Here is an 18810-nt window from a genome sequence, read left to right on the forward strand (position 1 = left end):
TGAGGACAGCCGAGGACGTCGAGGAGGTCGCTGTGCATCTACGCGGGGTTGTTCTGCCGGACGACGAGGTGCGCGATCTCTGGGTGCGCGACGGGCTGGTGTCCTTCGAGCCGGTGCCGGGAGCCGAAACCCTCTGCGCCGCAGGGTGGATCGTGCCGGGGCTGGTGGACGCGCACTGCCACGTCGGCATCCGCTACGGCGGCGGCCACGAGACCCGCGAGGGCGCGCTCGCCCAGGCGGTGACCGAGCGCGACGCCGGGGTGCTGCTGATGCGCGACGCCGGGTCGCCGATCGATACGCACTTCGTCGACGAGCACGAGGAACTCCCGACGATCATCCGCGCGGGCAGGCACATCGCGCGGCCCAAGCGCTACATCCGCGAACTCGGTATCGATCTGGACGACGAACGCGACCTCCCGGAGATCGTGGCCGAGCAGGCGCGTTTCGGGGACGGCTGGGTGAAGATCGTCGGCGATTGGATCGACCGCTCCGTCGGCGACCTGCGCCCGCTGTGGAGCGACGCCATCCTGAAAGAGGCCATCGACGCCGCGCACGCCAACGGCGCCAGGGTCACCGCGCACGTGTTCGGTGAGGACGCGCTGCCCGGGCTCATCGGCGCGGGCATCGACTGCCTCGAACACGGCACCGGCCTCACCGACGAGACCATCGAGATGATGGTCGAGCACGGCACCGCCCTGGTCCCGACCCTGATCAACATCGACACCTTCCCGTCCATCGCGGACAGCGCGGGCAGGTTTCCCGTCTACGCCGCCCACATGCGTGACCTGCACCGTCGCGCGCGCCAGACGGTCGCCGCCGCGTACGCCGCGGGCGTGCCGATCTACGCGGGCACCGACGCGGGCGGCTCCATCCGGCACGGCCGCATCGCCGACGAGATCACCGCGCTGGCCGGCGCGGGCCTGTCCGCGCACGACGCGCTCGGCGCCGCCTCCTGGAACGCGCGCAGCTGGTTGGGTCGGCCGGGCATCGAGCACGGCGCGCCCGCCGATCTCGTCGTCTACCGGGAAGACCCCCGCGTCGCACCGGCGGCTCTCCGTAGTCCCGAATACGTCGTCCTCCGTGGCCGCGTCTACCCCTCCGCCGACCCCGTCACCGGTCACCGCTGAGTGCGGCCAATCGCACCGCGTACCACCTCGCAAGCGAGTTCGGCTCCCGCGGAGTCTCCGGCCTCACCGGCGACTTCATCGTCTGCGCGCGGGGGATCGATCTGGAGCCACACGCCTTCTATACGCCGCACATAGGCACCGCCTGTGTGGGGCGTATGAAGGGTGTGTGGCTCCGGCGCGATGAATTCGGCGTACTCGTCTCGTCGGTAGTGAGGAAGGCGTTTTCGTACCAAGGAGGTCGGCCCATGCGGGATCTGGTGGTGACGGAGAACATCACGCTGGACGGGGTGATCGATGCGACGGAGGGATGGTTCACCGTCGGCAACGACGCGGTGGACGATCAATCCGACATCCTGGCCGAGCTCATGGCCCACACCGCCGCTTGCGACGCGGTGCTGTTCGGGCGCGTCACCTTCGAGGACATGCGCGGCTACTGGCCGCAGCAGACCGACGACCGGACCGGCATCACCGACGACCTGAACCAGATGGCGAAATACGTGGTGTCGCGCTCGATGGACGACCCGGGATGGCAGAACTCCACGGTGCTGCGCGGGCTGGACGAGGTGCGCGCGCTGAAGGAGCGGCCGGGGAAGGACATCGTCTGCACCGGAAGCATCGCGCTGGCCCACCAGCTCATCGAGGCCGGGCTGGTCGACGAATACCGATTGTTCGTCTACCCGGTCGTGCTCGGCCGCGGCGCGCGGCTGTTCGACGAAGGTGCGCGGATTCCGGCGCTGCGCCTCGTCGAGAGCAAGACGTTCCGTTCCGGAGTGGTGCTGCTGCGCTACCGCCCCGCCTGATTCGCGGCGATTTCATCGCAGGTAGGGGAGGATCCGGCCCGTACGGCCGCCCGGCAGCTCAGTTCAGGATCGCGTTGACAGCCGATCCGATGCCGCGCAACCCCGCGCCGAGGAGTCGGAACAGCAGCGGAGCGGCATTGATCGCCGCTTCCGCCGCGACCTCGCCGCCCACCTCACGCGCGGCCTCGCGCTTGAAACTGGTGCGCCTGGTGTTGCGTCGGAAGATCCCCATGACCGGGTTATTGCGGCGCGGCCGCGAAACGTTGCATTCGGGCCGAAACCCCCCGGTATCGTCGCCCTGGCCGCGTCACCGAGCCGTGGTGATCGAGGTCGAGAGGCGATTTCGGGCGGAGCGGACCGGTCTGGCAGAATGGACCACCGTCCTTCCGGACAGTGTCAGCCCGTCTCCGGTTACGCACCGCGCGGCGGTCACACACTTCAAGCGCGAAACCGGGCTCGCAGACCGTGCGGGTCGCTGAATCGCGCCGTGACCAACTACCTGAAAGAGGCAGATCAGCATGGCTGTTCGCATCAAGCTCACCCGCATGGGCAAGATCCGCAACCCGCAGTACCGCGTCGTCGTCGCGGACGCCCGCACCCGTCGTGACGGCCGGGCCATCGAGTCCATCGGCAAGTACCACCCGAAGGAAGAGCCGTCGCTGATCGAGATCGACTCGGAGCGCGTGCAGTACTGGCTGGGTGTCGGCGCGCAGCCGACCGAGCCGGTGCAGCGCCTCCTGGAGATCACCGGTGACTGGCAGAAGTTCAAGGGCCTGCCGGGCGCCGAGGGCACGCTCAAGGTGAAGCCGTCCAAGCCGTCCAAGCTGGACCTGTTCAACGCCGCGCTGGCCGCCGCCGAGAACGAGCCGGTCGCCGAGGCCGTCACCCCGAAGAAGAAGGCCAAGAAGGAAGAGGCCGAGGGCGAGGCCGCTACCGAGGCTGCCGAGTAATCGTGAGCGAGCGCAGCGAGCGAACCATCGACACAGCGCGCACCGCGCTCGCGACCGAGCCGAGCGCTAGCGGGGTGGAGTCGTGAGCGCGGTAGTGGCGGATGCCGTCGAGCACCTGGTGCGCGGCATCGTCGCCAATCCCGATGACGTCCGCGTCGAGCTGATCACCGGCCGTCGCGGGCGCACCGTCGAGGTGCACGTCCACCCCGAGGACCTGGGCAAGGTGATCGGCCGCGGCGGACGCACCGCGACCGCCCTGCGCACTCTCGTCGCGGGCATCGGCGGCCGGGGCATCCGGGTCGACGTGGTCGACACCGATCAGTAGATGGAACTCGTCGTAGGGCGGGTCGCCAAGTCGCACGGTGTGCGCGGCGAACTCGTCGTCGAGGTCCGCACCGACGAACCCGAAGAGCGTTTCGCGGTGGGCACCACCCTGCGTGGTCGCCTGCCGCGCTCGTCGGAGGTTCGCGACTTCACCGTGGAGTCGGCCCGCGAGCACTCGGGCCGGCTCCTCGTGTTTCTCGCCGGGATCGCCGACCGCACCGCCGCCGACGCGCTGCGCGGCACGCTGTTCGTCGTGGACAGCGCGGACCTGCCGCCCTCGGACGATCCGGACGAGTTCTACGACCACGAGCTGGAGGGGCTGACCGTCCAGCTCACCGATGGCACGGTCGTCGGCACGGTCACCGAGGTGCTGCATTCGGCTGCGGGAGAACTGCTTTCGGTACGCGCCGCCGACGACGGCCGGGAAATCCTGATTCCGTTCGTCACGGCGATCGTGCCCACCGTGTCGCTCGCCGACCGGCTGGTGGTCATCGATCCGCCCGAGGGCCTGCTCGATCCCGAGTGATGGGCACTGCGCGCGCCGGGCGCGGGAATCTCGGCGGAACGAAGGGGCTGGGATGAGGCTCGACGTCATCACGATCTTTCCGGAGTATCTGGAGCCGCTGCGCACGGCGCTGCTCGGCAAGGCCATCGACAAGGGACTGATCTCCGTCGACGTGCACGACTTGCGGCGCTGGACGCACGACGTGCACAAGTCGGTCGACGATTCGCCGTACGGCGGCGGGCCGGGCATGGTCATGAAGCCGACCGTCTGGGGCGACGCGCTGGACGAGGTGTGCCCCGACGACGCCTTGCTGGTGGTGCCCACCCCGGCGGGCGTCCCGTTCACCCAGGCCACCGCCCAGCGCTGGGCCGCCGAGCAGCATCTGGTCTTCGCTTGCGGCCGCTACGAAGGCATCGATCAGCGCGTGTTCGACGACGCCGCGCGGCGGGTGCGCGTCGAAGAGGTCAGCATCGGCGACTACGTCCTCATCGGCGGCGAGGCCGCGGTGCTGGTGATGACCGAGGCCGTCGTGCGCCTGCTGCCCGGCGTGCTCGGCAATCAGCAGTCGCACCAAGAGGATTCGTTCTCCGACGGCCTGCTCGAAGGTCCGAGCTACACCCGCCCCGTCAGCTGGCGCGGCCTCGACGTGCCACCGATCCTGCTCTCCGGCGACCACGCGAAGGTGGCCGCCTGGCGTCGCGAACAGTCGCTGGCCCGCACCCGCGAACGCCGCCCGGATCTGCTGCCGCCGGAGTGAATCATCCAGCGGCCGAATTTCCTGAAGCGCCAACGTTATCGGGTTGTCCGCCAGTCGGAGGATCGACAGCGTCGTTCAGTCGGGCAACTGCGCCGTCGTGATGCAGAACGGATGCCCGGCCGGATCGAGCAAGACCCGCCACCGGTCGCCCGGCTGGGTGGGCGCGGGCACCGCACCCAACGCGAGCGCGCGCTGCTCGCACGCGTCCAAGTCGTCGTCGGCCGCCAAATCCAAGTGCACGATCGAGCTACCGGGCCACACGGGCGGCTTGTAGTCCGCGATCCGCTGCGCGATGACCGCTAGACCGGACGGGATGCGGATCGCCGCGCTGCGCTCCTTGCTCCACAGTGTGTGTCCGCCGAGCAGATCGAGGTAGAACCGCGCGAGCGCATCGGGGTCGGCGCAGTCCAGGGACAATCCCGCGATACGGAAAGGCTCTGTCACGCAAGGGAGTGTAGGGCGGACCACATCACCGCCCCGACCCGGGAGTCCTCCAACGGCCGCCGCAATCCCTTGGCGGCCGGGCGAATTGGCCCGAACACCGGAAACGCTGAAGGCCCAAGGGGCGCAGAGCGGTTGCTACCGAGCCGGTTTGACGGCGATGCTCTTGGTACCCGTGGATCATCAGACCCCAGGGCACCGGACTCGGCGGCTCCGAATGATCCAACGCCATGGCAAGAATCGGGGCTTCCCCGCGCACGCTGGGTTCGCGGCCAGCGACCAGGGTGCGTTCGCACAACCGCATGATCATGGCACGGGCCGAGCCGACGGTCGGTGCCTGATGAGGGAGGTCGGTCCGAATCAGGGGAGGAGGCCGAGGCGGCGGGCGGTGACGACGGCCTCGTGCCGGGTGCGCGCGTCCAGTTTGGTCATGGCGTTGCGCAGGTAGCTCTTCACCGTTTCCGCGCCGAGCGAGAGACGTTGGGCCGCTTCCTGATTGGTGCAGCCGAGCGCGATCTCGGCGAGCACGTCCAATTCCCGGCGGGACAGGCGCGGCGCGTCGGGAGCGGGTTCGCCGGTGAGGACCCGGCCGAGACGGTCGCAGATGCCGTGCAGCCGGGCCCGCAGTCGCTCGTCGGTGGCCGTGCGGGCCAGGCCGCGCAGTTCGGCGCCGATGTCGCGCAATTCCTCGGCGGCGGCGGGCGCGGTGTCCGGCGTCGGCGCCGTCATCTCCAGCAGCCGTAGCCGCCGATCCACTTCGTCGCGGATCGCGAACTCGGTGGCCAGCCGTTTGCCCGCTTGCATCATCAGATCGGCGGTCCGGTCGCCGAGCGGGCTCGTACCGCGCGTCGCGGCGTAGAGCACCGCGCGCGACCGATCGTCGACGACCACCGGCACCGCGAGCACCGAGCGGATGCCCTCGCCCGAGACCGGCGCGTCGTAGTGGTGGGTGATGGAGGCGGCGTTGCGGTAGTCCGCCACCGACGCGGGCCTGCGCATATCCATGACCCGGCCGCCGAGGCCCGAACGGCGCAACACGGTGAGGCCACGCAGCCCGTTGGTCATCGTCCCGACGAACTCGGTGAGCAGCAACGCATCCTCGTGCACCTCGCCACCGAATACGACGGGGACGCCCGCCCGATGCGCCACCCAGCGGATCTCGGCGCGCAGCGCGTCCGCGTCGCGGGGCCGCAGCAGGGAAGTGGTGGTCAAACGACTCACCCCTTTTCGGGGGTAGTGACGAACGTGATGCAACCCACATCCTATGGGACACGAGGGTGGCGTGGATCACCGACGAGGAGAGGCGACATGAGCACGGACCTGGACGCGCGGGTGCGCGAACTGCTGGAGTGTTACGACGGACCGGAGGCCTGTGCGGCGGAGCTGCTGTGCGACCGACATCCGGCGGACCGCGTCGCGTTCACGGTGGTGGACGCCGACCTGAGCGCCACCGACCTCACCTACGGCGAACTCCGCGAGCGTTCGGCGCGTTTCGCCGCGGCGCTGGCTGGGCTCGGGGTCGGGCGAGGCGATCGCGTCGCCACCCTGATGGGCAAGTCCGCGGACCTGATCGTGGCGCTGCTCGGCATCTGGCGCCGCGGCGCTGTGCACGTGCCGCTGTTCACCGCGTTCGCGCCGCCCGCCATCGCCTTCCGATTGACGGCCGCCCGCGCCGCGCTCGTCGTCGCGGACGCCGATCAGGCCGTGAAGCTGGCGCCCGGCGACGACATTCCGGCCGACGCGCCATGGCGGCTGGTCGTCGCGGGATCGTCCGAGGAGGTCGGACCGGACACCTTGCGTTTCGCCGACCTGCTCGACGCGTACGCCGCAGACGACCCGCGCGCCGCCGCGGTCGCGGTCGGCGGTGACGGACTGCTCGTCCAGCTGTTCACCAGCGGCACCACCGGCACCCCGAAGGGCGTGCCGATCCCGCTGCGCGCGCTGGCTTCCTTCCACGCGTATCAGGAGTTCGCGCTTGATGTCCGCCCCGACGACGTCTACTGGAACGCCGCCGATCCGGGCTGGGCCTACGGGCTCTACTACGCGATCCTGAGCCCGCTCGCGTCGGGCACCCGCAGCCTGCTGCTGCACGCGGGCTTCTCCGCGCCGCTCACCTGGCGGGTCATGGAGCGCTTCGGGGTCACCAACTTCGCCGCCGCGCCCACCGTCTACCGCGCCCTGCGGGCCGACGACAACGCGCCGCCAACGGGTTTCGCGCTGCGCCGCGCCTCCTCCGCGGGCGAACCGCTCACCCCCGAGGTCGTCGCCTGGTCGGCGCGGAATCTGGGCGTCGCCGTCCGCGACCACTACGGGCAGACCGAGCACGGCATGGTCGTCTGCAACGCCTGGCACGACGAGCTCAGCGCCGACGCCCCGCTCGGATCGATGGGCAGGCAGCTGCCCGGCTGGACCTGTGCCGTGCTCGCCGAGGACGCGGACGTCGAGGCCGCGCCCGGTGAACTCGGCCGGGTCGCGATCGACACCGAGCGCAGTCCGCTGCTGTGGTTCCTGGGCTATCTCGACGCCCCCGAGCGCACCGCGCAGCGCTACACCGCCGACGGCCGTTGGTATCTCACCGGCGACGCCGGATCCCGCGACGCCGACGGGTTCTTCCACTTCTCCGCCCGCGACGACGACGTGATCATCATGGCGGGCTACCGCATCGGCCCGTTCGAGGTGGAGAGCGTGCTGGTGCTGCACGACCAGGTGGCGGAGGCCGCGGTGGTCGGTCTGCCGGACGAGTTGCGCGGGGAAGTGCTGGAGGCATTCGTGGTGTTGCGCAACGCATCCGCGGGCAGCGCCGAATTGGCCGCCGAGCTACAGCAATTGGTGAAGGAGAAGTTCGCGGCGCACGCCTATCCGCGCCGGGTGCATTTCGTGACGAGTCTGCCGAAGACGCCCAGCGGCAAGGTGCAGCGTTTCGTGCTGCGGCAGCAGGGAGGTGCGCGATGAACCTCGCGCTGCCGAGCTACGCCTCGGGCACCTCGGACGCGCCGCTGCTCGGCGACACCATCGGGGCCGACTTGGACCGCACCGCCGCGGCGCATCCGGATCGGGAAGCGTTGGTGGACTCGCCGACCGGACGCCGTTGGACCTACCGCGAACTCGTCGCGGCGGTCGACGCGATAGCGTCCGGTCTCGCCGCCCGCGGTCTCGCCAAGGGCGATCGCGTCGGCATCTGGGCCCCCAACTGCGCGGAGTGGTTCCTCGTGCAGTACGCCACCGCCAAGCTGGGCGCGATCCTGGTCAACATCAATCCGGCCTATCGCACCAGCGAACTCGGATACGTGCTGCGCCAGGCCGGGGTTCGGATGCTCATCGCCGCACCGAAGTTCAAGACCTCGGACTATGTCGCCATGATCGAGGAGGTCCGACCCGAATGCCCGGGCCTCGACCAGGTTCTGATCCTCGGCGGCGCGGACTGGGCCGCGGTGACCGACGCGCCGGTCGACGCCGAGCGGCTGGCCGCCGTCGCGGCGACGTTGTCGGCGGACGATCCGATCAACATCCAGTACACCTCGGGCACAACGGGTTTCCCCAAGGGCGCCACGCTCAGCCATCACAACATCCTCAACAACGGTTACTTCGTCGGGGAGCTGTGCGGGTACACCGAACAAGACCGGATCTGCGTGCCGGTGCCCTTCTACCACTGCTTCGGCATGGTGATGGGCAATCTGGCCGCCACCAGTCACGGTGCGGCGGTGGTGATTCCGGCGCAGGCCTTCGACCCGGCGGCAACCCTGGAAGCGGTCGCCCTGGAGCGCTGCACCTCCCTTTACGGCGTGCCGACGATGTTCATCGCCGTGCTCGCCGAGCTGGACTCGGTGCTCGAGAAGACGGGCGCGACACCAGATCTGTCGACTTTGCGGACCGGCATCATGGCGGGTTCGCCGTGTCCGGTGGAGGTGATGAAGCGGGTCATCGACCGGCTCGGCATGCACGAGGTGTGCATCTGCTACGGCATGACCGAAACGTCTCCGGTCTCCACCCAGACCCGCCGCGACGACGACCTCGATCGCCGGACCGCGACCGTCGGCCGCGTCGGCCCGCATCTCGAGGTCAAGATCGTCGATCCCGCAACGGGTCTGACCGTCCCGCGCGGCGAGCCCGGCGAACTGTGCACCCGCGGCTACTCGGTGATGCTCGGCTACTGGGATCAGCCGGAGAAGACCGCCGAAGCCATCGACGCGGCCCGCTGGATGCACACCGGCGACATCGGCGTGATGGACGCCGACGGGTACATCGCCGTGACCGGCCGGATCAAGGACATGGTGATCCGCGGCGGCGAGAACATCTACCCCCGCGAGATCGAGGAATTCCTCTACACCCACCCGGACATCCTGGACGCCCAGGTGATCGGTGTGCCCGACGCGAAGTACGGCGAGGAACTGATGGCCTGGATCCGCATGCGCGAGGGCGCCATCCCGCTGGACGCCGAGTCCCTGCGCGCCTTCTGCACCGGCAAACTCGCCCACTTCAAGATCCCGCGCTACGTCCACCTGGTCGACGAATTCCCGATGACCGTCACGGGCAAGATCCGCAAGGCCGAAATGCGAGAGATGGCAAGGCAACTCCTCGGCTAGCCCGAGCTGCCCCACTGAGCCCAGAGGAACGGGCGCACCGAAACCGGCGCCTCCGTTCCTCGGGGCACAATGGGCGCAGCCGGACGGAGCCCGTCGTCAGCGCACACATGGCCGGAGGGAATGCGGAGGTACGCCCGATGAGCGCTGCCGGAGGTAGTCCGCTGTCAGCCCGCGCACGGCCGGAGCGAACGCGGGGGTAGGCCTGCCGAGGCGACAACTGATTTCGCGAGGCCCGGGTAACTCGTCGGGTACGCCCAAAACATACACCGCTCCCGACCGCCGGCCCGTTGCGAAACTCCCGAGGCTCTCACGACCGGCCTGAAACGCGGAGAGGCGGGCTGACGAGCTAGTGTTGCGGGTCGTGACGACAGCGCCCGAGATCGCCAGTTCAGAGCAGAACAGCACCGACACGACCGCCGCCGCACCGACAGGCGCCCCGCTGGCCAGCGTGGGCAGGCGTATCGCCGACGAACTCGGTGTGCGCGAGAGCCAGGTCCGCGCCGCGGTCGAACTGCTGGACGCGGGTTCGACCGTGCCGTTCATCGCGCGTTACCGCAAGGAAGTGACCGGCGGGCTGGACGACGCCCAGCTGCGCCAGCTCGACGAGCGGCTGTCCTACCTGCGCGAACTCGACGAGCGCCGTGGCGCGATCATCGAATCCATCCGTGGCCAAGGCAAACTCGACGACGCGCTGCTCGGGCAGTTGATGCTCGCCGAGACCAAGGCCCGCCTGGAGGACATCTACCTGCCGTTCAAGCCGAAGCGGCGCACGAAGGCGCAGATCGCGCGCGAGGCGGGGCATGAGCCGGTGGCCGACGCGCTGATCGGCGATCCGACCACCGATCCAGGCCAGTACACCGCCGAGCAGCTCGACGGCGCCCGCGCGATCCTGGTCGAGCGGTTCGCCGAGGACGCGGATCTGGTCGGCGAGCTGCGCGAGATGATGTGGAACCGCGGTCAGATCAGCTCGACGGTGCGGCCGGGCAAGGAGGAGGCGGGCGCGAAGTTCGCCGACTACTTCGAGTTCAGCGAGCCGTTCCACAAGCTGCCCTCGCACCGCGTGCTCGCGCTGTTGCGCGGTGAGAAGGAGGACGTGCTCACCCTGCACCTCGAGCCGGACACCGAAGAGCCCGAGCCAGGCGAGCGCAGTGTCTACGAAGGCCGCATCGCGGTGCGGTTCGGCATCGCCGACAAGGGCCGCCCCGCTGATTCCTGGCTGCTGGACACGGTGCGCTGGGCGTGGCGCACCAAGCTTCAGGTCAGCCTCGGTATCGACACCCGCATGCGGTTGCGTCAGGCCGCGGAGAAGGACGCGGTCGACGTGTTCGCCGCCAACCTGCGCGATCTGCTGCTCGCGGCGCCCGCGGGCACTCGCACCACGATGGGCCTGGACCCGGGCTACCGCACCGGCGTCAAGGTCGCGGTCGTCGATGCCACCGGCAAGGTCGTCGCCACCGAGGTCATCTACCCGCACAAGCCGCAGGGCCAGACGGAGAAGTCGCTTGCGGTACTCGGCGCGCTGGTCGCGCGGTTCGGCGTCGAACTCATCGCGATCGGCAACGGCACCGCCTCGCGCGAGACCGACGCCCTTGCCGCCGAGCTGATCTCGCGGATCCCGGCGAACAAGCCGACCAAGATCGTGGTCTCGGAGGCGGGCGCGTCGGTGTACTCCGCCTCCGCCTACGCCTCCCAGGAACTGCCGGACATGGACGTCTCGCTGCGCGGCGCGGTGTCCATCGCGCGCCGCCTGCAGGATCCGCTGGCCGAGCTGGTGAAGATCGACCCGAAGTCGATCGGCGTGGGCCAGTATCAGCACGACGTCTCCGAGACGCTGCTGGCTCGCTCGCTGGGCGCGGTGGTCGAGGACGCGGTGAACGCGGTCGGCGTCGACGTGAACACCGCCTCGGTGCCGCTGCTCTCCCGGGTATCGGGCATCGCGTCATCCGTGGCGGAAAGCATTGTGGCGCATCGTGATCAGCACGGTCCGTTCCGCAGCCGCACCGCCCTGCTCGACGTGCCCCGGCTCGGTCCGAAGGCGTTCGAACAGTGCGCGGGCTTCCTCCGCATCCGTGGCGGCGACGACCCGCTCGACACCTCCGCGGTGCACCCCGAGGCCTACCCGGTGGTCCGGCGCATTCTGGAATCCACTGGTCGCGGGATGTCCGAACTGATCGGCAACACCACCGTGCTGCGCGCGCTGCGGGCCGCCGAGTTCACCGACGAGAAGTTCGGTGTCCCGACCGTCACCGACATCATCAGCGAGCTGGAGAAGCCGGGCCGCGACCCGCGCCCGGAGTTCAAGACCGCCGAGTTCGCCGCCGGTGTGGAGAAGGTCGCCGACCTGAAGCCCGGCATGGTGCTCGAGGGCGTGGTCACCAATGTCGCGGCGTTCGGCGCGTTCGTCGACGTCGGCGTGCACCAGGACGGTCTGGTTCACGTCTCGGCCATGTCGCACAACTTCGTCAAGGATCCGCGCGAGGTGGTGAAGTCCGGTGACGTGGTGAAGGTGAAGGTGCTCGAGGTCGACGTCGCCCGTCAGCGCATCGGTCTCTCCCTGCGCCTGGACGACGAGCCGGGGGCGCCCGCGAAGAGCGAGCGCGGCGGCAACCGCGGCCAGGGCGGCGGACGTCAGGGCGGCGACGGCAGGCAGCGGCAGAATGGTCAAGGGCGGCCGCAGCAGGGCCGCGGTCAGGGCAACCAGCGGCGCAACGCCCCCGCGCCGAGCGGTTCCATGGCCGACGCGCTGCGCCGGGCCGGTTTCGGACAGTAGGAGCCAGCGCGGGGGCGGAGGGATGTAGGCGGCCATGCGACGGTGGCTCGAAGACGATGTGATCGCGCAAGGCCGCCTACCGCTGCTGTGCTTCCTCTTCGGCTTCATCGTCGGGTTCCTGTTCATCCGGCTCAGCGTCCGGATGATCAGGGCCAAGGTGCGCTGGTGGCCGGGCAACCTCCGAGCGGGCACCGTGCACATCCATCACATGGTGTTCGGCGTGATTCTGGTGCTCGGCTCCGGACTCGGCCTGGTCGCCGTCTTCGAGGAGGGCAGCAGTGCCACCGCGGGCGCGCTGTCGGCGGCCTTCGGTGTCGGCGCCGCGCTGGTCCTGGACGAGTTCGCGCTGATCTACTACCTGCGCGACGTGTACTGGGAGGAACAGGGTCGCACCTCGGTGGACGCCGTGTTCGTCGCGCTCGCGGTGACCGGGCTGCTGCTGCTCGGTTTTCATCCGCTGTCACTGCTGGAGATCAACGACTTTCGCGCTTCCATCGGCACCGGCGCGCGGATCGTGGCGACCGTGTTCGCGCTCGTCAACCTGATGCTCGCCGCGATCGTCATCGCCAAAGGCAAGATCTGGACCGGCCTGTTCGGCATGTTCTTCCCGCCGCTGCTGGTGGTCGGCGCGCTGCGGCTGAGCAGGCCCGGCGCGCCATGGGCACGGTGGCGCTACGGCGACCGGCGGCGGTTGATGTACCGGGCGATCGTGCGGGAACGCCGGTATCGCAGGCCGGTCATCCGGGCCAAGATCTTCGTGCAGGACCTGGTCGCGGGCAAGCCCGATGTCGAGCACGTGCGCACGGCGGCGGAGGCCGAGCTGACCAGGACGGTCGTGCCCGCGCCGCCCGCGCCGCACCGGCACCACCACCTGCCGTGGGCGGCCGATCACGACGAGGGGCACTGACCTCGCGGTTATCGACGGTCGTCGGCTCGGACCAGGTCGAGTCGCGCGAGACGTTCGGGATCGGACAGGATGTCGATCTCGGCGATCCGGCCGTTCGTCACGGTAAAGCTCATCACCGACATCGGCTTGCCCTCGGCGGTATTGAGCAGTCCGGCAACGCCGTTGACCAGGGCCGGGTGGGTGTCGTAGAGGTTGGCCATCCGGTGGAACGTGTCGAGCATCGCCGCCACTCGTTCCGCGCCGCGCACCACGCGCAGGCCACCGGACACCGTCGCGCCGCCGTCGGCGTGCAGCACCACGTCCGGATCGAGGATCGCCAGCAGCGCGTCGAAATCGCCGCCGCGCGCGGCGCTGAGGAAGGCGTCGACGACCCGGCGCTGGCGGGGCAGATCGGGGTCCGGCACCGGCGCCCGGCCGCGCACCCGGTTGCGCGCGCGGCTGGCCAGCATCTTGGCCGCGGCCGGCGATTTGCCGACGATCGGCGCGATCTGATCGAAAGGCATCGCGAACATGTCGTGCAGCACGAAAGCGAGCCGCTCCGCCGGGTTCAGCGACTCCAGCACCACCAGTAGCGCCATGCCGACCGAATCGGCCAGCACCGCTTGGCCTTCCGGATCGGTGCCGTCCTCCGGGCCGATCACCGGATCCGGCAGGCGCTCGGCCATCGGCTCCTCCCGGCGGGAGGTGCGCGCCCGCAGCATGTCGAGGCAGACCCGGCCGACGACGGTGGTCAGCCAGCCCGCGAGATTGTCGATGTCGGCGGCATCGGTCCTGGCCAGCCGCAGCCACGCCTCCTGAACCGCGTCGTCGGCTTCGGCGACCGAGCCGAGCATGCGGTAGGCCACCGCGGTCAGATGCGGCCGGTGGCCTTCGAAGCGCCCCGCCAGAAAATCGTGATCGTTCACGTCGTGTCCTCTCCGTCGACTTACCGACGAACCGGAGTCGCCGGACGTGACAGCGTCGCCTTTTCATGTGGTCTACATCACACTCGTTACCTTTCCGCGCTGCCCTCCGTCATCCAGTCGAACAGCGATGAGGCGATGCGCGATGAGCGCGACGCCAACCGGAGCAACAAGGAAGGCCGAAAGATGAAGACAGCGATGCCGATTCCCGCGGAATTCACCACGATCCCGATCGAAGACGGTGCGTCGCACCGCGGATCCCGCGCGAGGATGATCGCCTTCGGGGGAGCTACGGCCATTTTGATGACCGAATCGGTAGTGGGCGCGTATTGGGATCTCGCGCGAATTCCCTACGTGCAGGACACTTTCGCACGTCTCGAATACCCGCTCTACTTCGCGACCATCATCGGCGCCGCCAAGGTCGCCGCCGTGGGCGCGGTGCTGGCGCCCGGCACGCCGCGTGTGAAGGAATGGGCTTATGCCGGACTGGCTTTCGTCTACGGCGGCGCAGCCCTTTCGCACCTGGCTGTCGGCGACCCGGCGGCCGCAGCGACTTCCCCGCTGGTCTTTCTCGGGCTCACCGTCGCGTCCTGGGCGCTGCGTTCGCCCGCCCGGCGCGACCCGAGACCGCTGCCCGAAGCATGGGCCGCGCTGCGCCGCTTCGGCCGCGCCTAGCGATTCTTCGAACGAAACAGCAGACAGGAAAAGGGAAATGACACTGGACAATCTCCGCGGCGTTGTTCGCGGCCGGGTCTTCTTGCCCGGTGACGAGGAATTCGACAGCGCCGCGCGGGCGTGGAATCTCACCGTGCGCCAGTCCGTGGCCGCGGTGGTCGAGATCGCCGATGCCGCGGACGCCGCGGCGCTGGTTCGCCATGCGAGCGGCGCGGGACTGACGATCGCCACCCAGCCGACCGGCCACGGCGCGTCCGGCAACGGCGACGGCGTGATCCTCGTCCGCACCGCGCGCCTCGACCACATCGAGGTGCACGCCGACGAGCGGTGGGCGCGCGTCGGCGCGGGCGCGACCTGGGGACAGGTGCAAGCCGCCGTCGGCGCGCACGGACTGACCGGTCTGGCGGGCAGCAACCCGGTCGTCGGCGTCACCGGCTACACCCTCGGCGGCGGGCTGAGCTGGTTCGGCAGGAAGTTCGGCTGGGCGAGCGACGACGTGCGCGCGTTCGAGATCGTCGACGCCGAGGGCCGTCCCGCGCGCGTCACCGCCGCGTCCGACCCGGAGCTGTTCTGGGCGCTGCGCGGCGGCGGTGGGGATTACGCACTGGTGACCGCGCTCGAATTCGACCTGCACCCCGCGCCCGCGCTCTACGGCGGTCGCGTGATGTGGCCCGGCACCGCCACCCGCGCCGTCTTCGAGGCGTTCAGCGAACTCACCGAGCGGGCTCCCGACGAGTTGTCGCTGTGGTTCCACCGCTTCCAATTCCCCGACGCCCCACCGATGGTCGCGCTCGACGTCGCCTACCTCGGCGGCGCGGAGGCGGCCAAGGAACTGCTCGCCGGAGTCGACGCCATCGGCGGCGCGGTCGTCGACAAGCGCGGCGAGTTGTCGGTGGCGAACCTCGGCGATATCACCGCCGAACCCACCGATCCGAGCCCGGCGCTGTCCCGCGCCGAGCTGCTGACCGATCTCGACGACGCGGTGGCGAAGATCCTGCTCGACGACCCGCTCGCGCCGCTGGTGAACCTCCAGATCCGCCACCTCGGCGGCGCGCTCGCCGCTGCCGCGCCGGAACCGGGCGCACGCGCGGCGGTGCGGGAGCCATACCTGCTGTACCTGCTCGGCCTGGGTCTGCCACACCTCGCCGAAGCGGTCGCCGCCGAACAGCGGCGGATCGTCGGCGCGCTGGAGGGCCATCTGGGCGCGGGCAAGCCGTACACGTTCCTGACTCCCGGCGAACGCGCGTCGGCGGCCTTCGACGCGTCGACCGTGGACAGGTTGGCCGACATCAAGAAGGCCCGCGATCCACGGGGCGTCTTCCGCGCGAACTACCCGGTGCTCGGATGAGCGCGGACGTCGCCACGGCGGTCGTGCACGGCACCGTCGCGGCGGGATTCGAGGAGGTCCTGGCGGAGTTCGGCGCGGTGGTGGCCGAGGAGAACGGCGAATCCGGTGCACAGCTGGCCGGATTCGTGCACGGCAGGCAGGTGGTCGATCTCTGGGCCGGGCCCGAGGTCACCGGCGAGACGCTGACCGGCCTGCATTCCACCACCAAGGGCGCCGCGACGCTGGTCGTCGCGCTGCTCGTGCAGGACGGCGTGCTCGAGCTGGACCGGACCGTCGCCCACTACTGGCCGGAGTTCGCGGCGGCGGGCAAGTCGGCGATCACGCTACGGCAGGTGCTGACCCACCGCGCCGGGCTGATCGGGATCGAGGGCGGCTTCACCGTGGCACAGCTGGCCGACGACCGGGTCATCGCGGAACTGATAGTCCGGCAGCATCCGCACTTCCGGCCGGGGTCGGCCCAGGGATACGGCGGCTTCGTCACCTTCGCCATCCTCGGGGAGGTTGTGCGACGCCTGGTCGGCCGCTCCATCCAGGAGCTGTTCGAGGAACGGATCAGGGCGCCCCACGGGCTGGATCTCTATCTCGGTCTGCCCGAGGCGCAGGACGGGCGCTTCCGCGAGATCCTCCCGTGGCGGGCCACCCCGGAGATGGAGGTGGCCTTCGACGCGAATTCGCCGAACCCGCACGGCATCGCGGGCATCTCCTACAACCTGAACGCCACACCGGCGTTCACGCCGATGGATGTGATGCGGTTGCCCAACAGCCGCGAGGTGCGGTCGCTTGGGCAGGCTTCGGCCGGTGGCGTCGGAAGCGCGCGAGGTGTGGCGAGCATGTACGCCGCCGCCATCTCGGAACTGAACGGCCGCCCTCCGCTGCTGCGCCCGGACACCCTCGCCGAGTTCACGACGATCCACGCGCCGGGACCCGATCTGGTGCGCGGTGACGCCGTGTTCGCCCTGGGTTTCGAAGCCAAAGGGCTGTCGTACCCATTCCTCGGTGCGCGGGCCTTCGGCCACACCGGTTCGGCGGGATCGGACGGCTTCGCCGATCCGCGGTCGGGTGTCGCGTACGGGTACACCCGCCGGCGGGCCGCGTTCGCTTTCGACGCGGCGGAGAATCACCGGTTGGCGGCGGCGCTGCACCGGGCCGCGGTGGAATTCGATCGCTGACGAGAGCGCGGTCTGTTTTCGGGGCGTGGCGGAGTTGGGCCAGCGGCATTCGGCTCTTCGGCGGGAGTGGGTCCCGATCGGATATCTGTCGCGGATGGTCTGGCCGGTGGCGGCGCCCGCTGCGGAGGGCGATGTACCGTGGCCGGTGTCGTCCCGGCGTCGGTCGATGCGGCGGCGATCCCTTGGGCCCGATTTTCGGCACGGCCCTCGGGTCTGGCACAATGCACAGGTTGCCCTGGGTGCATGTCGACCCCGGGAGCATCCCTTAATTCGGAGCATGAACCGGTCGAGCACGCACCGTGCCGCCAGGGTCCTCTGTTCGCGCGAACTCCAGAAGGATGGAAATGAACACCCTTGACTTCGTCGACGAAAAGTCGCTGCGCAGCGATGTCCCCGACTTCCGTCCGGGCGACACCCTCAATGTGCACGTGAAGGTCATCGAAGGCTCGAAGGAGCGCATCCAGGTCTTCAAGGGCGTCGTGATCCGTCGCCAGGGCGGTGGCATCCGCGAGACCTTCACCGTGCGCAAGGTGTCGTTCGGTGTCGGCGTGGAGCGCACCTTCCCGGTGCACAGCCCCAACATCGACCACATCGACGTCGTGACCCGCGGTGACGTCCGCCGGGCGAAGCTGTACTACCTGCGCGACCTGCGCGGTAAGGCGGCCAAGATCAAGGAAAAGCGCTGAGCGCTTCGCCCTGACCCGGCACGAGTGATCTTCACTGGCCCGGCACCGGACGCGAGTCATGGTGCCGGGCTAGTCTGTTCCGCGTGGCAGACGAAAGTGGGTCGGTGTCGGTGTCCGGATCGGACGACGAGGGGGGACGCCGCGGCAGGCGGCAGGCGAAGAAGCCGAAGAAGCAGCGCCCGTTCTGGCAGGAGCTGCCGGTCCTCATCGTGATCGCGGCCGTCATCGCCGCGCTGATGGTCAGCTTCGTCGGGCGGCCGTACGTGATCCCCTCCCAGTCGATGGAGGAGACCCTCCAGATCGGCGACCGCATCTACGTGCAGAAGGTCAGCTACTACGGCAGCGACCCGCAACCCGGTGACGTGGTGGTCTTCGTCGGACCGCCCTCCTGGAACACCCGCTACCAGTCGATCCGCTCGGACAACGCGATCGTGCGCGGCGTGCAGAACTTCTTCTCCTTCTTCGGCCTCGTGCCGCCCGACGAGAACGACCTGGTCAAGCGGGTCATCGCGGTCGGCGGTCAGACCGTGCAGTGCTGCGACGCGCAGGGCAGGGTCATGGTGGACGGCAAGCCCCTCGACGAGCCGTACGTCGAGAACGACTACCGCTGGCTGGCCGGCCAGCAGAACCCCACCTATCCCGCGGGCCGCGTGTTCGGTCCGGTGAAGGTTCCGGAGGGGCACCTGTGGGTGATGGGCGACAACCGCAACCAGTCCGCGGACTCGCGCGCCCACGTCGGCGACGAATGGCAGGGCACCGTCCCCATCGACAACGTGCGCGGCAAGGCCGTCGTCAAGATCTGGCCGCCGAATCGGATGGGGCTCATTCGTTCCCAGGACCCGCAGACGAACTGATCGGCGCGGCCG

At 69.6% G+C, this 18810-nt stretch carries 19 protein-coding genes; 15 read left to right on the top strand and 4 right to left on the bottom strand.

The window, feature by feature from the left end; all coding sequences use genetic code 11:
* The first annotated feature begins 32 nt into the window (after positions 1-32).
* Together ABZV58_RS07405 and ABZV58_RS07410 are read left to right on the top strand one after the other, a co-directional pair.
* Positions 33-1127 carry an amidohydrolase family protein gene (locus ABZV58_RS07405; protein ID WP_354999842.1) on the top strand — a complete coding sequence of 365 codons (1095 nt, stop codon included), beginning with the start codon at positions 33-35 and terminating at the stop codon, positions 1125-1127.
* A gap of 245 nt (positions 1128-1372) precedes the next feature.
* Positions 1373-1927, top strand: a complete 555-nt coding sequence (locus ABZV58_RS07410) for a dihydrofolate reductase family protein (protein WP_354999322.1) — start codon at positions 1373-1375, stop codon at positions 1925-1927.
* A 58-nt stretch (positions 1928-1985) separates the two neighbouring features.
* Here the strand turns inward: ABZV58_RS07410 and ABZV58_RS07415 are convergent, their stop codons facing one another.
* On the bottom strand, positions 1986-2159 hold the full coding sequence (locus ABZV58_RS07415; protein WP_354999323.1) for a hypothetical protein: 174 nt from the start codon (positions 2157-2159) through the stop codon (positions 1986-1988).
* Between the two features lie 286 nt (positions 2160-2445).
* Between ABZV58_RS07415 and rpsP the strand changes: the two genes are divergently transcribed.
* The 4 genes from rpsP to trmD all read left to right on the top strand — a co-directional run bounded on the left by rpsP (position 2446) and on the right by trmD (position 4463).
* Positions 2446-2877, top strand: a complete 432-nt coding sequence (gene rpsP, locus ABZV58_RS07420; RefSeq protein ID WP_354999324.1) for a 30S ribosomal protein S16 — start codon at positions 2446-2448, stop codon at positions 2875-2877.
* A gap of 82 nt (positions 2878-2959) precedes the next feature.
* Entirely contained in the window at positions 2960-3202 is a 243-nt protein-coding gene (locus ABZV58_RS07425) for an RNA-binding protein (RefSeq protein WP_067782143.1), read from the top strand.
* The gene (rimM, locus tag ABZV58_RS07430; RefSeq protein ID WP_354999325.1) at positions 3203-3727 is read left to right on the top strand and encodes a ribosome maturation factor RimM; all 525 of its coding nucleotides are present in this window, start codon (positions 3203-3205) and stop codon (positions 3725-3727) included.
* A 52-nt stretch (positions 3728-3779) separates the two neighbouring features.
* Positions 3780-4463 carry a tRNA (guanosine(37)-N1)-methyltransferase TrmD gene (trmD, locus tag ABZV58_RS07435; RefSeq protein WP_354999326.1) on the top strand — a complete coding sequence of 228 codons (684 nt, stop codon included), beginning with the start codon at positions 3780-3782 and terminating at the stop codon, positions 4461-4463.
* 75 nt (positions 4464-4538) lie between these two features.
* Here trmD and ABZV58_RS07440 read toward each other — a convergent pair whose 3' ends face one another.
* Both ABZV58_RS07440 and ABZV58_RS07445 read right to left on the bottom strand, forming a co-directional pair.
* Positions 4539-4907 (bottom strand): VOC family protein, encoded by a 369-nt coding sequence (locus tag ABZV58_RS07440; protein ID WP_141809511.1) that lies wholly within the window; start codon positions 4905-4907, stop codon positions 4539-4541.
* A 357-nt stretch (positions 4908-5264) separates the two neighbouring features.
* Positions 5265-6116, bottom strand: a complete 852-nt coding sequence (locus tag ABZV58_RS07445; RefSeq protein WP_354999327.1) for a LuxR C-terminal-related transcriptional regulator — start codon at positions 6114-6116, stop codon at positions 5265-5267.
* A gap of 96 nt (positions 6117-6212) precedes the next feature.
* Between ABZV58_RS07445 and ABZV58_RS07450 the strand changes: the two genes are divergently transcribed.
* The 4 genes from ABZV58_RS07450 to ABZV58_RS07465 all read left to right on the top strand — a co-directional run bounded on the left by ABZV58_RS07450 (position 6213) and on the right by ABZV58_RS07465 (position 13164).
* A complete protein-coding gene (locus tag ABZV58_RS07450) occupies positions 6213-7856 on the top strand; it encodes an AMP-binding protein (protein WP_354999328.1) in 1644 nt (547 codons plus the stop codon).
* Complete coding sequence (locus ABZV58_RS07455) at positions 7853-9487, top strand: AMP-binding protein (protein WP_354999329.1); 1635 nt, start codon at positions 7853-7855, stop codon at positions 9485-9487. The genes ABZV58_RS07450 and ABZV58_RS07455 overlap by 4 nt, the downstream gene beginning before the upstream one ends.
* 439 nt (positions 9488-9926) lie before the next feature.
* Entirely contained in the window at positions 9927-12257 is a 2331-nt protein-coding gene (locus ABZV58_RS07460) for a Tex family protein (protein WP_354999843.1), read from the top strand.
* Between the two features lie 34 nt (positions 12258-12291).
* Complete coding sequence (locus ABZV58_RS07465; RefSeq protein WP_354999330.1) at positions 12292-13164, top strand: hypothetical protein; 873 nt, start codon at positions 12292-12294, stop codon at positions 13162-13164.
* A gap of 8 nt (positions 13165-13172) precedes the next feature.
* On the opposite strand, the gene sigJ is transcribed toward ABZV58_RS07465, so the two are convergent.
* Positions 13173-14069: an RNA polymerase sigma factor SigJ gene (gene sigJ, locus ABZV58_RS07470; protein WP_354999331.1), complete on the bottom strand. Its 897-nt coding sequence runs from the start codon at positions 14067-14069 to the stop codon at positions 13173-13175.
* Between sigJ and ABZV58_RS07475 the strand changes: the two genes are divergently transcribed.
* The 5 genes from ABZV58_RS07475 to lepB all read left to right on the top strand — a co-directional run bounded on the left by ABZV58_RS07475 (position 14028) and on the right by lepB (position 18798).
* Positions 14028-14741 carry a DoxX family protein gene (locus tag ABZV58_RS07475; RefSeq protein WP_354999332.1) on the top strand — a complete coding sequence of 238 codons (714 nt, stop codon included), beginning with the start codon at positions 14028-14030 and terminating at the stop codon, positions 14739-14741. The two genes, sigJ and ABZV58_RS07475, sit on opposite strands and share 42 nt — an antisense overlap.
* A gap of 37 nt (positions 14742-14778) precedes the next feature.
* Positions 14779-16089, top strand: a complete 1311-nt coding sequence (locus ABZV58_RS07480; protein ID WP_354999333.1) for an FAD-binding protein — start codon at positions 14779-14781, stop codon at positions 16087-16089.
* Entirely contained in the window at positions 16086-17258 is a 1173-nt protein-coding gene (locus tag ABZV58_RS07485; protein ID WP_354999334.1) for a serine hydrolase domain-containing protein, read from the top strand. The genes ABZV58_RS07480 and ABZV58_RS07485 overlap by 4 nt, the downstream gene beginning before the upstream one ends.
* A gap of 344 nt (positions 17259-17602) precedes the next feature.
* The gene (gene rplS, locus ABZV58_RS07490) at positions 17603-17944 is read left to right on the top strand and encodes a 50S ribosomal protein L19 (RefSeq protein WP_011210681.1); all 342 of its coding nucleotides are present in this window, start codon (positions 17603-17605) and stop codon (positions 17942-17944) included.
* A gap of 104 nt (positions 17945-18048) precedes the next feature.
* A complete protein-coding gene (lepB, locus tag ABZV58_RS07495) occupies positions 18049-18798 on the top strand; it encodes a signal peptidase I (protein ID WP_354999844.1) in 750 nt (249 codons plus the stop codon).
* The last annotated feature ends 12 nt before the right edge of the window (positions 18799-18810 follow it).

This window comes from Nocardia sp. NPDC004654, from assembly GCF_040609595.1.
GTDB lineage: Bacteria > Actinomycetota > Actinomycetes > Mycobacteriales > Mycobacteriaceae > Nocardia.